Origin of the sequence: Enterococcus sp. AZ048, assembly GCF_051715125.1 — a bacterium.
Classification (GTDB): domain Bacteria; phylum Bacillota; class Bacilli; order Lactobacillales; family Enterococcaceae; genus Enterococcus_A; species Enterococcus_A gilvus.
The window spans coordinates 14,236-28,874 of sequence record NZ_JBIOTD010000001.1 but is presented as its reverse complement, the minus strand read 5'-3'; the positions used below and the strand labels follow the sequence as shown (position 1 = coordinate 28,874).

Here is a 14,639-nt window from a genome sequence, read left to right as displayed (position 1 = left end):
TTTATTTCATCGTACTATGAAGTACCCTGCTGAATAAAGTTCTATTTGCATACAAACCTTACAAATTTAGAACTTCACGAAGCCTAAGAGGTCTAGGATCTTATACATTATGAAGGTGATTGGGTTCCCTCCCTCAGATAAACTACTGATTAACGACGTGCCCTCTGGAAGCTCAGAACCAACGATCTTCGCAATCTCTGTATGTGCACCTGCCATTGCTGTCGCACACCAAAAGTAAATCGCGAAAACCACCATTGCTGCTAAACAAATGTGTAAAATATTTTCCTTCGCATAAGCAGTTATCCCGATAATGAACCACGGAACCGCCACTAATGAAGCTGTCGCAAGCATTCGGTTGCCTGGAATAATCGACATGAATGTCACAACGGGTGTCATGATCAAAATAGAAGACATCGTTGCGGGATTCCCCATGATCGTAGAAGCATCGATTCCGATCCATACCTCGCGGCCCTTCATGTATTTCCCAGTAAAGATTTTTGCCTGATCAGAAATGGATATCAAGCCTTCCATCATGATCTGGATCATTCGAGGCAAAAGAATCATCACAGCAGCCATATTAAAACCAAGCAGCATAATTTTTCGTACATCATATCCTGCGACAATACCGATCAGCATCCCCAAAACTGCCCCGATCACGATGGGTTCGCCAAATATTCCCATTCGACGTTCCATTGTTTCCGGATCCGCTTTGATATCTTTGATCACCGGAATTTTTTGAAGCAGCTTCACGACTGGAATACCAATCATTGCAGGAGCAATGATCGCACCCGTCGGCCAGGAACAGCCTGGGATTCCATAAAACTCTTGGTATTTAGGTGCTACGATATCTGCCCATTTCAAGGATACGGCCATATAGATACACGCAGCTGCAACGGCGAATACCGCATTTTGAGTTGCTCCATAAATAAGTGCAGCACTGGCGGCAAATGACCAATAATTCCAAAAATCCACATCCAACGTCTTCGTAAAATTCAAGAAAATTAAAGCAATATTCGTGGCAATCAAAGCAATGATCACCATTCCAGACGCTGGTTGTCCCCAAGCCATTCCCATCAAGCCCCAACCAATGTCTACTACGTCAAGATTCCAATGCATCCGCTCAACCATCGCCATTGTTGCAGGCGACATCTGTGCGATCAACATATCTACAATTAAATTTAGACCAATAAAACCAACTGTCGCTGTTAATGCCGAACGAATTGCGTCACCAACTTTTAGCCCTAAAACAAGACCGATGATTAAAAGTGCCACACAAAGAATCCCGTTACTACCAAGCCCTGTAAACCATTGAAATCCCTGATTGATTACATCAAACATCAAGTTCCCTCCATTCTAACGATTCTTTTTCATTTTCCACCCATTTACTCAGCTTTAAGAATTTGACGCATTTCTTCTAACGCTTCTTCTTTTCCAATTCCTGAAATAAAAGGAACGCCATTGACTTTAGGTGCATTCAACTCCGTGGATACCGGTGTCATCAATAGATACATATCTGGTTTCATCGTACTTAACACAGTTTTTAATTCTGTCGCCCGCCGTTTGTTTAATTTAACTTTGATGCCTAATTCCTTTGCCAATTTTTTTACTTCATTTTCTCCTGCCGTCGATGTCGCAAACCCTGCCCCGCACACCACTACTACGATTTTTTCTTCAGCCATTTTTAAAACCCCTTTCTTTGATTACCAGCCTCTTTTTTGTTCACGTTTTGCAAATTCTTGGTGCATGATCGCTTCAATTTCTTTTGTTGTTTCCGCAGCCAATAATGCATTGACCACCTCTGAATCTTGAATGATCTCCATCACATCTTTGATCATATGCAAATGTTCATCATTCAGACTAGCCGCCAGCATAAAGACGACTCGGACATCTAATAAACACGTTGGATCTTCCATACTTGAGAACTTCACACTGTTTCGCAGAACGGCCACACCAATACCTGGTTTATATACCTGTGAACGTTCACTGTGGGGAATAGCAATCGGTACGGGCATCGTCGGAACACCTGTCGGAAACTCTTTTTCCCTTTCCAGTACAGAAGCTCCATAACAAGGCTCGACCATCCCATATTTAGCCATCTCAGCAGCCAGCAAATGAATCAATTGATCCCGATCTGTTTCCTCAGAAATCAATGCGTGAATGTCATTTTTACTAAAGATCTGATTTTCAGTAGTTGTTTTATCCAAACCGTACACCTCCTTTTTTACCTGAAAAACAGCTTTTGACTATGGAATGATGACTCCTTTGATCATTTTTCCAGCACGCATGTCCGCAAATCCTTGGGCCAAGTCTTTCAATTCATAGTTGTGCGTAATAAATTTTTTGGAATCCAATTGCTTGTTCAATACTAGATTAAGCGCCTTCCGATTGATCTCCGGCGAATAAGCAGAGGCTCCATATACCATGATCTCCTTGTAATGAATCGCATTTGTATCTAACAGCTTTGCACTAGATGGATGAATCCCGCCAAACAATATGACTTTCCCCCGTTTGCGTGCCAGATCCACCGCATCTGCTTGTGCTTGCCCTGCTGGACAGGCACTGATAACAACGTCCGCTCCCTTTCCATCTGTTTTTTCTAAAACAAGTTCTTTTAATTTAGGATCTGAACTGCTCATGTTGAGAACATTATCAAATCCTTGACTCCTAGCAAGCTCCGCCTTGTCACTATTCATTTCTACAATCACGACCTCTTTGACGCCGCGTATCTTCGCGATTTCACTGTGTAAACAACCGATTGTTCCAGCGCCAATGACCACAACCAAATCATCCATCACGATGTTTGTGTTGATCTGCGCGCATAAAACCGACGAGGCCGTCTCAGCAATTACCGTATCAATAGGATCGATATCTTTAGGAATAGCATTAAAACAGCCATGATCAATAATTTCTTTTGGAAATGCGATGTATTCTGCAAAACCGCCGGCGATCCCTTCTGCTGTTCCGATCATTCGAATGTTGTCGCATAAATTTTGAATGCCATTTTTACAATACCAACACTCTCCGCAGACAATTACAGGCGCAATAGAAAGCCTGGTCCCTTCCGGAAAGCGATCATACTGGCTTTCAATAACCTCCGCTACAATCTCATGCCCCGAGATCGCAGGTAAAATCGAATTTTTGGACCCTCCACCGTATGTCCGTAAATCAGAACCGCAAATTCCACAACCGATCACTTTCACTTTGATGCCATCGGACGGACACGAAGGTTCTTCGACATCCTCATATCGAACGTCATCCGGTCCGTATAACACTTCTGCTTTCATTTGATCACTCCTTTTTATTCTTCACTTTATTACCTAGCAAGAACTATGCCAAAAGTATGCAATAAAGCGTTTGTCCGCAACGAAGAAAGCGTTACCAATGATTTTTAGTAATTTTTTGCTTTCTATCTTGGCAAGAATGAACAAACAAAAGACTTCATTTTTGTTTGTTCATTCTTGCGACGCAAAAAAAGCCACAGAGAAAATTCTCCATGACTTTAAGAAACTATTGGTTAATCAGCCTAGCGCTACATCTAAAATCATCATGATTATGAACCCTGACATTGCACCGAATACACCATAATGATGTTTACTATCCGTCGTTGCCTGTGCTTCAGGAATCAGCTCCTCTACGACAACATAGATCATCGCCCCCGCCGCAAAGGATAACGCATAAGGTAATAACGGCTCGACACTTGTTACTAAAAGCGCCCCGATCACCGCCGCGATCGGCTCTACAAGACCGGATGCTTGCCCATAAAGGAAAGACCGTGTGCGGCTCAAGCCTTCCTGCCTCAAAGGAATAGATACGGCCGCGCCTTCTGGAAAGTTTTGAATCCCGATCCCTAATGAGACGGAGATCGCTGCTAGAACAGCGGCTGTTGGATTAGCTGCCTCGCTTGCGGCTCCGAAAGCAACCCCCACAGCTAAACCTTCTGGAATATTGTGCAGAGTGATGGAAAACACGAGCAAGATCGTCCGTTTTAAATGACTCGGCAACCCTTCTTTTTCTTTGTTTGGCCCAAAATGCATATGGGGAATCGTTTTATCCGCGAGATATAAGAACAAACCGCCCAAGCCAAACCCTAGACTAACGACTAACCAGGGGATCGATCCATTCTCTTCTGCGGCCACGATAGCCGGATCTAGCAGCGACCAGAAACTCGCTGCGATCATCACGCCAGAAGCAAAGCCCAGCATCAAATTTAATACATTCCGATTAATATTTTTAAAGAAGAACACCAGCGCTGCTCCCAATGCGGTCATTCCCCACGTGAACAATGTCCCTACTAATGCCTGTTGCCAAGCATCTAAGCTTAATAGCCACTCAATCATAACGGCCTCCTCATTTGATTCCTCGTTGTTGCCTGATCTCACATTCCTACAGCAAGCAGAAACATCTATTTACTGCCTCGCCATGAAAACGTTTATTCCCATTAACCATATCATGTTTTAGGCAACCCTGTAAACGTCTTTCGGAGACACATTCTTTGCCGGTTTTTTCAAGACGCGTTATACTTTCCGGGTAGGAAACTTACGAAAAGAAAGCGAGTGAATAAAATGTCAAAAATCAACGCAGGCGTTGCTATGGTCAATGTTTTAGAAGCTTGGGAAATTGATCATATTTATGGAATTCCCGGTGGATCATTCAACTCAACAATGGACGCTCTTTATCACGAACGCGAAACGGTTAAGTATATCCAAGTACGTCATGAAGAAGCGGGTGCTCTTGCCGCAGCAGCAGATGCTAAGTTAACAGGGAAAGTCGGTGCCGTCTTCGGTTCTGCGGGACCAGGTGCTAGTCACTTGATCAATGGCTTGTATGACGCGCAAATGGATCATGTCCCAGTTTTGGCTCTGTTAGGACAGGTTGCCTCTACTTCTATGAACTATGATGCTTTCCAAGAATTAAATGAAAACCCCATGTTCGCCGATGTCAGTGTCTATAACCGGACCGTTATGACGCCGGAAAGCTTGCCTCATGTCATTGATGAAGCAATCAAAGCCGCTTACAAAAATAAAGGTGTGGCTGTTGTCACGATTCCTGTAGACTACGGGTTTGAAGACATCGAAGACACAAAAGTTGCCACTGCGAAAAATCATAAAACAGGTGTCATCCTTCCTGATGAGGAAGACTTGAAGGCCGCATTGCCAGTGATCGAAGCAGCAAAACAGCCTGTTCTTTACATCGGACAAGGCGTGCGCGGCGGCTTTGATTCCATCAAAGCCTTCTCTGAACATTTTTCAATGCCGGTCGCAGCGGCTGTTTTAGCAAAAGGGATCGTCCCAGATTTATATGAAAACTTTTTAGGTTTTGCGGCACGTGTGGCAACCAAACCGGCCAATGAAGCGTTGGCGGATGCCGATTTGATCGTCTTTGTCGGCAGTGATTTCCCATTTGGCCGCTACTTCTTCAACCCAGAAGCGAAGTTTATCCAAGTCGACATCGATGCTTCTAAGTTCGGTCGTCGCCACAATGTGGATTATTCTGTTTTAGGTGACGGTGCGACGGCCCTTCGCCGCTGGGTAGAACTTGGCGAAGCACGTCCAGCAGATGACTGGTTCAAAGCAAATCAAGAAAATATCCGCAACTGGCACGCTTGGCGCAAGAGCTTCTATGATGACGACTCTACCCCATTACGCGCAGAGCCTGTTTTTAAAGAAATCAATCGCATCGCCGAAGAGGATGCGGTCTTCGTTAGTGATGTGGGGAATGTCACGGTGAATACGATCCGTCACTTGGAAATGAACGGCGAACAACAATACACGACCTCTGGCTGGTTTGCTACAATGGGAAATGGGGTTCCAGGAGGAATCGCCGCTCAATTGACCTATCCAGACAAACAAGTCTTTACCTTCAGCGGTGACGGCGGATTTGCGATGCAAATGCAAGACATCATCACTCAAGTAAAATATGAGCTGCCGATCATCAACGTAGTCTTTTCAAACAATGCCTTTGGCTTCATTGAAGCCGAGCAAGAAGATACAGAGCAGCAAAAATTTGGTGTCTTCCTAGAAGGTGCTGATTTCGGGAAAGTCGGTGAAGCAATGGGCGCAGATGGCTTTACGATCACTGAGTACAGCCAACTAGAGCCTGCATTCACAGCGGCCAAAGCAAGCAAGCGTCCCGTCGTGATCGATATCAAGATCAAAGACGAACGTCCATTGCCAGTCGAAGCTCTAGAATTAGAACCCGAAAAATTCTCCCCAGAGCAAATCACGGCTTTCAAAGAAAAATATCACGTTCACGACATGCCAACCTTGCGTGAACTCTTGAAATAAAGCAAAAAGGATGTGCCAAAAATTTTGGCACATCCTTTTTTACATTCTACGAATCGTTTGTTTTGCTTCTATTTCCAATTGCTTCGTCAATTCATCTGCCGGTAACTCTTGATTCACCAACGCCTGCAAGACCATCGGCAAGTTGACTCCTGTCACCAAATACTGCCGCGAATCATTGATCACACAATAGCTGGCGTAACGAAATGGCGTGCCGCCGAACATATCTACAAGCCAAACGAGCTCATCCACTTCATCCAAGAACGTTTTGGCAAACGCCTCGATCTTCTCTTGCAGACCAGTGGCGCCCGGTTCTATATTCATCGTCTTCACACCCTGTTGTTCGCCCAAAATAGATTCAGCCGTTTTTAACAGGCTGTCCGCTAAATGGTCGTGGGTCGCGATAATTATCCCGATCATACTGACACATCCCTTCATTGCCAAGTCTATCCTATTTTAAATCCCAAGTAAATTCTTAACGGTTGACTTGAAACTTCAGATGTTCCCCGATATAATGCAAAGAGGCCTTGCGCCAATACTGATAAAGCGAGGAAAATCATTGATTACAGTAAATGACGTTAGTTTACAGTTTCCTGACCGTAAATTATTTGACGACGTAAATATTAAATTCACTCCCGGCAATTGCTACGGGTTGATCGGAGCCAATGGTGCCGGCAAATCAACCTTTCTTAAGATTTTAGCAGGCGATATCCAGCCTTCTACCGGCTCTATTACTTTAGGACCCAATGAACGAATGGCTGTGTTAAAGCAAAATCATTTTGACTTTGAAGAGTACACGGTTCTTGAAACAGTCATCATGGGCCACGAACGCTTATACCAAGTCATGCAGGAAAAAGACGCCGTTTATATGAAGGAAGATTTTTCTGATGAAGACGGTATTCGTGCAGCAGAACTGGAAGGGGAATTCGCTGAACTGGACGGCTGGGAAGCAGAGCCAGAAGCAGCTGTCCTACTGCAAGGATTGAACATCCCTGAAGACTTGCATCAATTAAAAATGAGCGAATTAACGGCTGGCCAAAAAGTAAAAGTCTTGCTAGCACAATCACTTTTCGGCAAACCAGATGTTCTATTACTAGATGAACCGACGAATGGGCTGGATATCCAATCCATCAACTGGTTGGAAGAATTCCTGATCAACTTTGATAATACCGTGATCGTTGTCTCCCATGACCGTCACTTCTTGAACAAAGTATGTACACACATGGCGGACCTAGATTTCGGCAAGATCAAATTATATGTCGGAAACTACGACTTTTGGTTGGAATCAAGCCAATTAGCAACAAAATTACAGTCGCAGCAAAATGCGAAAAAAGAAGAACAAATCAAGGAATTGCAAGACTTTATCGCACGATTCAGTGCCAATGCATCCAAGTCTAAGCAAGCGACTTCACGGAAGAAAATGTTGGACAAGATCACATTAGACGACATTCAGCCTTCGTCACGTCGTTACCCATTCGTACAATTCAAACCTGAACGAGAAATCGGGAATGACTTATTGCAAGTCGATAATGTCAGTGTAACGATCGATGGCAAAAAAATTCTAGACAACATCTCTTTCACGTTGAATCGTGACGATAAAGTGGCCTTTGTCGCTGAGAATGACTTAATAACTACTACGCTATTTAAAGTCATCATGGGGGATCTTACACCCGACACAGGGTCTGTGCGCTGGGGTGTAACGACCAGCCAAGCCTACTTGCCGAAAGACACGACAAAAGAATTTGACAGTGCGATGCCGATTCTTGATTGGTTGCGTCAATATGCCAGCAAAGAAGAAGACGACAACACCTTCCTGCGCAGCTTCTTAGGTCGGATGCTGTTTTCTGGAGATGAAGTGATGAAGCCCGTGAATGTTTTATCCGGGGGCGAAAAAGTTCGCTGCATGCTTTCAAAACTGATGCTCTCTAAATCAAACGTCTTAGTCTTAGATGATCCAACCAATCACTTAGATTTGGAATCTATCTCTGCATTGAATGATGGGTTGATTGCGTATAAAGGCTCGCTTTTATTCGCCTCTCATGACCATCAATTCATTCAAACGATCGCCAATCGTATCATTGCGATTTCTGAAAACGGGGTCGTTGACCGTGCAGAAACGACGTACGATGAATTCTTAGAAAATCCAGAAGTCCAAAAACAATTGAGCCAATTGTACTAAGAAAAATCCAGACACCAAAAAAGCATCCGCGAAACTTTCGCGGATGCTTTTTGCTTCTTCTGACAGCTTAGATAAATTGAACTAATTCCATCAAGATCGGCACAACGACTACGAATAAGATCGTACTTGTTGTAACTAAGTTGGTGGCATATTTAACGTCGCCGTGAGCTTCATTTGCTAAGATCGGCAATACTGCCAGCATTGGAGTCGCAGATTGTACGACCAATGTTTGTTTCAATAATGGCGCTAAGTTTGCACCGAAGAAATTTGAGCCGATCGCAATCAAGGCAATCAACACAGCCGGTGCTAAAACGAACCGTCCTAATAGAGCAACAACCGTATCCCGGTCGAATCGAATACTCTTCAATCCCGCATCATACAAAACGATACCAATATAAAGCAGGGACAGCGGGGTTACGATGCTTCCGACATACCCAAGGGTGGCATTGATGAATCCTGGCACAGGGATGCCAATTAATAAGAAGACGATCGCTACAATAAATCCTAGTAAAGGTGGCGGCAATAATTTCTTCCAGTTTAATTTGGCTTTGTTTTCGCCCTTGACCTTCGTTGGGTCATCGTTTGAAATCAAGAATACTCCAAATGCCCAAGTGGAGACGGTGTTCGTCACGTAATATACCAAGAAGTAAGGCAACGCTTTTTCACCGAACAAAGCAATGTTCAATGGCAAGCCGATGAAGATCGTGTTTGCGTTGACGACCGCATTCATAAATATCCCGCGACGCCCTGGACGGATCTTCAATATTTTGACCAAAGCATAGGCCAAAATATAAGAAATAATCACTGCTCCAACCGGATAGATCAAACTACCCGATAATTGGAACAAGCTTTCTTTCGTTAAGTTCTTTAACACAGATACAAAGATCGAAGCTGGCAACGCCACGCGTGTGATCAAAGATGAAATACTTTTACCAAAGCTTTCATCAAACCAGCCTTGCCTTTTTAATATATAGCCTAAAGCAATCATAAGAATGATGCTTAATACACTTTGAATCGATTGAAAGAAAATCATCTTTTTTCCTCCTCTTAATCAACATCAAGCGGTTGGTATTCTGGATACCATTTCATATCTTCTACGGCTTGTTTGATGTCTTTGATTTCTTCTTTATTCAATTTTTGATCAACGACGCTTTTCACTACGACTTCAGCGATCGTTTGAGAAAATTCAGTTAATTTAGACACAGGCGGCAATACGGCTGCACCTGGTTTGCTCGTATCAACGATCCCGCCTAATGCGTGGCTGGCTTGTGAGAGCATCTCACCATTTACGCGTGTCGCAGTAGAAGCAATGATCCCAAGTCCTAAGCCTGGATACATCAGCGCATTATTTGCTTGACCGATTTGGTACGTCACACCATTGTATTTCACATCATCAGCCGGAATCCCAGTTCCGATCAAGGCTTTTCCATCGGTCCATTTTATCAAGTCTTCCGCAGTTGCTTCTGCTAATTTCGTCGGGTTAGACAATGGGAAAATAATAGGACGATCGGTATTCGCCGCGATTTCTCGTACAATTTCTTCTGTAAAGGCACCTGGTTGAGTAGATGTCCCAATGATAATTGTTGGGTGGATCGCTTTGACCGCCGCTGTAAGATTGGTTAATTCCTCCGCGTTTGAAAATTCACTGCGTTGACGAACAAATGCTTTTTGTCCTTCTGTCAGCTCTTCCGTATCTTCAAAAAGCACCCCTTGTTTATCTACCATATAGAAGTGTTTCCGTGCTTCTTCTTCTGATAACCCTTGACGTTTCATTTCATCCATCAATTGGTTCGCGATTCCAACGCCTGCAGTACCCGCACCAAAAGTCATCACCGTTTGTTTGGTCAACTCTTCTTGAGAAATGTTTAAAGCACCTAAGACACCTGCTAGAACAACGATCCCGGTTCCTTGAATATCGTCATTGAACGTAGTGATTTTGTCTTGATATTTCTCTAAAATCGTGGCTGCATTGGAACGACCAAAGTCTTCCCAGTGCAACAAGACTTCTGGAAACAGTTCTTCGACGGCTGCTACGAATTGATCGATCACTTCGTAGTACGTGTCACCATACACACGTTCATGTTTATTTCCTAAATATAATGGATCATTCAATAATTCTTGATTGTTCGTACCGGCATCGATCGAGACAGGTAATACTTGCGAAGGATTGATGCCCGCAGCTGCGGTGTACACCATCAGCTTACCAATGGCGATATCGACACCATTCACGCCCCAGTCGCCGATTCCTAAAATTCCTTCTGCGTCAGTGACAACGATCAAACGAATGTCACGTCCAGCAGCAGCATTCTTCAAGCTCTCTTTGATGCTTTCTGGGTCATCAATGGAGATAAATGCGGCATTTTGCGGTTCAACGAACAACTCATTGTACTGTTCGATCGAATCCGCTACCGTTGGGTCATAAACGATCGGCATGAATTCAACGACGTGCTGCCCCATCAACTTATAAAACAGCGTCCGGTTCGTGTTGAAGATTTCCATTAAGAATAGGCGCTTTTCCAAGTTCGTTGTTTTGCTTTGGTATTGACCATAGGTTTGTTCTGCCTGTTCGTCTAATGTCTGAACCTTTGATGGCAGCATCCCAGTCAACCCGTATTGCTTCCGTTCTTCTTTGGTAAATGCGGTTCCTTTATTTAAAAATGGATTGTTTAAAATTTCAATGCCTGTCATGGTGTACTCCTCCTTATTGATTACAGTTAGGACGATACACGCTTTTACAGTCTATAGTCAAAACAAAAGCTTGGGATAAATTTTATTTATATGATACGCTGTTTTCACAAAAGGAGATTGTTATGAACTTTAAAGACCTAGAATATTTTCAACGCTTAGTCCGTGAAAAGAACTTTACAAAAGTGGCGAATGCCTTTCACGTTAGTCAACCTACCATCACCTATGCGGTAAAACGATTAGAAGAAGAGCTGGGCACAGAATTGGTTTATCGGGATCAATCCCACAAACAATTGATCATTACGCAGTCCGGGCTCATTCTTTCTCGCCATATCTCAAACATTTTAAAAGAAGTCACGATCGCAGTTACTGAAATCGATCGCTTAAAAGAAGAAACTTTGGATTTTGGCCTACCGCCGATCATCGGAAACTTCTACTTTCCAAAGCTGTCTTCTTACCTGTTTAAAAATAACCTGATGAGTCATATTCATCTGGTGGACGGCGGCTCTCGAGACCTGTATGGTCTTTTACGTCGGGGAAAAATCGATCTCGCTTTACTTGGCTCCACCCAACCGATTCGTGACGATGATTTGACTAGTGAGATTTTGATCGAAAAGAAATTTATGATCGTCGTTAGTCCAAATCACCCTTTGGCACAACGCAAAGAAGTCGCCTTTTCAGAACTAAAGGATGAACCCTTTGTTCTCCTGAATGAACATTATGTCCACCCGACTGCCTTCAAAAAAATGGCGCAACAGGCGCATTTTGATCCTCAAATCATTTATCAAAATAGTAATTTGAACATTTTAAAAGGAATGATCCGTGAACAGATCGGCATTGGTTTCTTAGCAGAATTAGCTATTTCACCCGACGATCATTTAGTCATGATCCCTATCACCGATCAGCCGCAGCCGTCATTTATCATCTCGCTTGTCCAACGAGAGCAAGTGTTGAATTCAACACTACGGGGACAATTAATTGACTTGATCCGCGACTTCAGCCATCAAAATAGCGAATAAAAAGACGTCCCAAACTCAATTTGCGAGTTTGGGACGTCCTTTTATCTACAATCTGAGAAAATCCAATAGCTTTCCTCTTGTTTATTACTTTCGTTTTTCACCTCGTGTAAAAACAGCAATGCATCCTAGACCTGTATGACTAGCGATTGTCGTTCCTAGAGGAAAAATCTGCACTTCTTTTGGTTGGATACGTTCTTCCAAATGACGCTTCACTTCCTCAGCACCTTCTTGATCCCCACTAGTCGTAATGAAAATCGTTTGATTTGCTGGATCAGCTGTCGCTTCGCCGATTTTGTCAGCCACTAGCTGCAAGGCTTTTTTACGGCCTCGTACCTTTTCAACATTTTGCAATTTGCCCGCAACATCCACGGTAATGATCGGCTTGATATTCATCAATCCTCCGATCGCAGCACTTGTCTTAGAGATACGCCCACCCCGTTGCAAATGATGCAAATCATCGACCGTTACCCAGTGATGATACGTTAATTTATTCTCTTCTAACCACTGATGCAGTTCGGTTAAAGGCATTCCTGCCTGCTGTTTTTTTGCTGCTTCATAGACCATTAGTCCTTCACCGCCGCTAGCAGCAAGGGAATCTACGACATACACTTCAGCCGCTGGCAACTCCTCTTTTAAAAGTGCAACGGCTTGCATCGCGCTTTGATAGGACCCGCTCATACCTGAAGAGAAACAAATATACAAAATTGGGATATTTTTTTCTGCATAGCTGCGGAAAAACTCTACATAACGTCCAACATTTACTTGTGATGTTGTTGGCATCGCGCCATCTTTGATTTGTTGATAAAAATCATCGATTTTAAAACTGCGACCCAAGTCATCAGCGAATTCCTTGCCCTCTATTGAAACATACATCGAAATAAAATCAACATTGTTCTCATCCAGTATTTCATAAGGCACATCGCAACATGAATCTGTCAGAATCTGATACATTTTAAAATCCTCCAAACACCCACTTAGTAGTAAATCTATTTTACTCGATAATTGGTTGCTTGTCTCACAATATGTTAGATTTGTGCCCAGACACTTTCCAGAATGTTTGTTTGTGTCCGATCGGGACCTACAGAGAAGGTAGAGATGCGAACACCGACAAGTTCAGAGATACGGCGAACGTAATTCCGCGCATTTTCTGGTAAGTCTGCTAAATCACGACAACCAGTGATATCTTCACTCCAGCCAGGCAATTCTTCATAGACAGGTTTGCAGCGATTTAATTCTTTTAAGCTTGCTGGGTAATGATAGATCAATTCGCCATCTAACTCATATGCCGTACAAATTTTAACCGTTTCTAAACCGCTCAATACATCGATAGAGTTCAAAGATAGATTCGTGATCCCTGAAACGCGTTTTGAATGACGCATCACTACAGAATCAAACCAGCCAACACGACGCGGACGCCCTGTTGTTGTTCCGTATTCACGACCGACTTCTCGAATTTGATCGCCCACTTCATCAGAAAGTTCGGTTGGGAAAGGACCGTCACCCACACGAGACGTATAGGCTTTGCAGACACCTACAACTTTATCAATCTTCGCAGGTCCCACACCGCTGCCGATCGTTACGCCGCCAGCAACTGGGTTAGATGAGGTCACGAATGGGTACGTCCCTTGATCAATATCCAGCATCACACCTTGGGCACCTTCAAACAATACACGTTTTCCTTGATCCAAAGCATCGTTTAGAATAACGGAAGTATCTGTCACATATTGTTTGATTTGTTGTCCGTACTCGTAATATTCTTCAAAAATATCATCAAAACTCATCGCTTCATCGTCAAACATTTTAACGAACTGGCGATTCTTTTCTTCTAAATTGATTTTCAAACGTTCTTCGAAAATTTCTTTATCCAATAAATCAGCCACACGAATACCTACACGCGCTGCTTTATCCATATACGCGGGTCCGATCCCTTTGATCGTCGTACCGATTTTATTTTCACCTTTTGCGTCTTCTTGCAATTGATCCAATTTGATATGGTACGGCAAAATCACATGCGCACGATCCGAAATACGCAGATTATCCGTCGTGATCCCACGTTCGTGTAAATAAGCCAATTCTGTTACTAATGATTTCGGATTAACGACTACGCCATTTCCGATGACACTTGTTTTTTCTTTATAGAAAATCCCAGAAGGAATCAAGTGCAATTTATATGTTTCATTGTCAAATTTGATTGTATGACCGGCATTGTCCCCACCTTGGTAACGAGCAATGACCTCTGCATTCTCACTTAAAAAATCCGTGATCTTTCCTTTACCTTCATCGCCCCACTGCGTCCCTACAACTACTACAGATGACATCTGAACACCTCATTTAATTTTATTTAATCCTGAATCATTGTATCAAGAATACGCCTATACTTCAATGAAAATTCGAATATTAGAATATAAAGATTATAAAAACAGGCGAAATCACGAACATTATTTTCCAATATTCGTAAAAATGATTTAAATTTCG

13 protein-coding genes are annotated in these 14,639 nt (G+C 43.2%); 3 read left to right on the top strand and 10 right to left on the bottom strand.

The window, feature by feature from the left end; translation table 11 throughout:
* Positions 1 to 66: 66 nt before the first annotated feature.
* The 5 genes from IGI66_RS00125 to IGI66_RS00105 all read right to left on the bottom strand — a co-directional run bounded on the left by IGI66_RS00125 (position 67) and on the right by IGI66_RS00105 (position 4,337).
* Positions 67 to 1,338, bottom strand: a complete 1,272-nt coding sequence (locus tag IGI66_RS00125) for a PTS transporter subunit IIC (protein WP_010782242.1) — start codon at positions 1,336 to 1,338, stop codon at positions 67 to 69.
* Between the two features lie 44 nt (positions 1,339 to 1,382).
* The gene (locus tag IGI66_RS00120; RefSeq protein WP_010782243.1) at positions 1,383 to 1,679 is read right to left on the bottom strand and encodes a PTS sugar transporter subunit IIB; all 297 of its coding nucleotides are present in this window, start codon (positions 1,677 to 1,679) and stop codon (positions 1,383 to 1,385) included.
* Between the two features lie 21 nt (positions 1,680 to 1,700).
* Positions 1,701 to 2,213 carry a PTS sugar transporter subunit IIA gene (locus IGI66_RS00115; protein WP_288227284.1) on the bottom strand — a complete coding sequence of 171 codons (513 nt, stop codon included), beginning with the start codon at positions 2,211 to 2,213 and terminating at the stop codon, positions 1,701 to 1,703.
* Between the two features lie 30 nt (positions 2,214 to 2,243).
* Positions 2,244 to 3,284: a zinc-binding dehydrogenase gene (locus IGI66_RS00110; RefSeq protein ID WP_010782245.1), complete on the bottom strand. Its 1,041-nt coding sequence runs from the start codon at positions 3,282 to 3,284 to the stop codon at positions 2,244 to 2,246.
* 234 nt (positions 3,285 to 3,518) lie between these two features.
* Entirely contained in the window at positions 3,519 to 4,337 is an 819-nt protein-coding gene (locus tag IGI66_RS00105; RefSeq protein ID WP_086305990.1) for a ZIP family metal transporter, read from the bottom strand.
* A gap of 225 nt (positions 4,338 to 4,562) precedes the next feature.
* Between IGI66_RS00105 and spxB the strand changes: the two genes are divergently transcribed.
* Positions 4,563 to 6,284 (top strand): pyruvate oxidase, encoded by a 1,722-nt coding sequence (spxB, locus tag IGI66_RS00100; RefSeq protein WP_438846925.1) that lies wholly within the window; start codon positions 4,563 to 4,565, stop codon positions 6,282 to 6,284.
* A 39-nt stretch (positions 6,285 to 6,323) separates the two neighbouring features.
* Here spxB and IGI66_RS00095 read toward each other — a convergent pair whose 3' ends face one another.
* The gene (locus tag IGI66_RS00095; protein WP_240318362.1) at positions 6,324 to 6,701 is read right to left on the bottom strand and encodes a PTS sugar transporter subunit IIA; all 378 of its coding nucleotides are present in this window, start codon (positions 6,699 to 6,701) and stop codon (positions 6,324 to 6,326) included.
* Positions 6,702 to 6,840: 139 nt separating this feature from the next.
* Between IGI66_RS00095 and IGI66_RS00090 the strand changes: the two genes are divergently transcribed.
* Positions 6,841 to 8,460: an ABC-F family ATP-binding cassette domain-containing protein gene (locus tag IGI66_RS00090; protein ID WP_086305992.1), complete on the top strand. Its 1,620-nt coding sequence runs from the start codon at positions 6,841 to 6,843 to the stop codon at positions 8,458 to 8,460.
* A gap of 67 nt (positions 8,461 to 8,527) precedes the next feature.
* Here IGI66_RS00090 and IGI66_RS00085 read toward each other — a convergent pair whose 3' ends face one another.
* Positions 8,528 to 9,493, bottom strand: a complete 966-nt coding sequence (locus IGI66_RS00085) for an AEC family transporter (RefSeq protein WP_010782250.1) — start codon at positions 9,491 to 9,493, stop codon at positions 8,528 to 8,530.
* Positions 9,494 to 9,507: 14 nt separating this feature from the next.
* Positions 9,508 to 11,148, bottom strand: coding sequence for a malolactic enzyme (locus IGI66_RS00080; RefSeq protein WP_438846922.1), 1,641 nt, complete (start codon positions 11,146 to 11,148; stop codon positions 9,508 to 9,510).
* A gap of 122 nt (positions 11,149 to 11,270) precedes the next feature.
* Here IGI66_RS00080 and IGI66_RS00075 point away from each other — a divergent pair, with 122 nt between their 5' ends.
* Entirely contained in the window at positions 11,271 to 12,164 is an 894-nt protein-coding gene (locus IGI66_RS00075; protein WP_010782252.1) for a LysR family transcriptional regulator, read from the top strand.
* A gap of 84 nt (positions 12,165 to 12,248) precedes the next feature.
* Here IGI66_RS00075 and IGI66_RS00070 read toward each other — a convergent pair whose 3' ends face one another.
* Positions 12,249 to 13,115, bottom strand: coding sequence for a DegV family protein (locus IGI66_RS00070; RefSeq protein ID WP_438846920.1), 867 nt, complete (start codon positions 13,113 to 13,115; stop codon positions 12,249 to 12,251).
* 74 nt (positions 13,116 to 13,189) lie between these two features.
* Positions 13,190 to 14,482 (bottom strand): adenylosuccinate synthase, encoded by a 1,293-nt coding sequence (locus tag IGI66_RS00065; protein WP_010782254.1) that lies wholly within the window; start codon positions 14,480 to 14,482, stop codon positions 13,190 to 13,192.
* Positions 14,483 to 14,639: the final 157 nt, after the last annotated feature.

What these genes read in the sequence shown, in the direction of transcription:
- IGI66_RS00125 (WP_010782242.1), bottom strand. Translation starts at nt 1,338, where the DNA reads ATGTTTGATGTAATCAATCAGGGATTTCAATGGTTTACAGGGCTTGGT.
- IGI66_RS00120 (WP_010782243.1), bottom strand. Translation starts at nt 1,679, where the DNA reads ATGGCTGAAGAAAAAATCGTAGTAGTGGTGTGCGGGGCAGGGTTTGCG.
- IGI66_RS00110 (WP_010782245.1), bottom strand. Translation starts at nt 3,284, where the DNA reads ATGAAAGCAGAAGTGTTATACGGACCGGATGACGTTCGATATGAGGAT.
- IGI66_RS00105 (WP_086305990.1), bottom strand. Translation starts at nt 4,337, where the DNA reads ATGATTGAGTGGCTATTAAGCTTAGATGCTTGGCAACAGGCATTAGTA.
- spxB (WP_438846925.1), top strand. Translation starts at nt 4,563, where the DNA reads ATGTCAAAAATCAACGCAGGCGTTGCTATGGTCAATGTTTTAGAAGCT.
- IGI66_RS00095 (WP_240318362.1), bottom strand. Translation starts at nt 6,701, where the DNA reads ATGATCGGGATAATTATCGCGACCCACGACCATTTAGCGGACAGCCTG.
- IGI66_RS00085 (WP_010782250.1), bottom strand. Translation starts at nt 9,493, where the DNA reads ATGATTTTCTTTCAATCGATTCAAAGTGTATTAAGCATCATTCTTATG.
- IGI66_RS00080 (WP_438846922.1), bottom strand. Translation starts at nt 11,148, where the DNA reads ATGACAGGCATTGAAATTTTAAACAATCCATTTTTAAATAAAGGAACC.
- IGI66_RS00075 (WP_010782252.1), top strand. Translation starts at nt 11,271, where the DNA reads ATGAACTTTAAAGACCTAGAATATTTTCAACGCTTAGTCCGTGAAAAG.
- IGI66_RS00070 (WP_438846920.1), bottom strand. Translation starts at nt 13,115, where the DNA reads ATGTATCAGATTCTGACAGATTCATGTTGCGATGTGCCTTATGAAATA.
- IGI66_RS00065 (WP_010782254.1), bottom strand. Translation starts at nt 14,482, where the DNA reads ATGTCATCTGTAGTAGTTGTAGGGACGCAGTGGGGCGATGAAGGTAAA.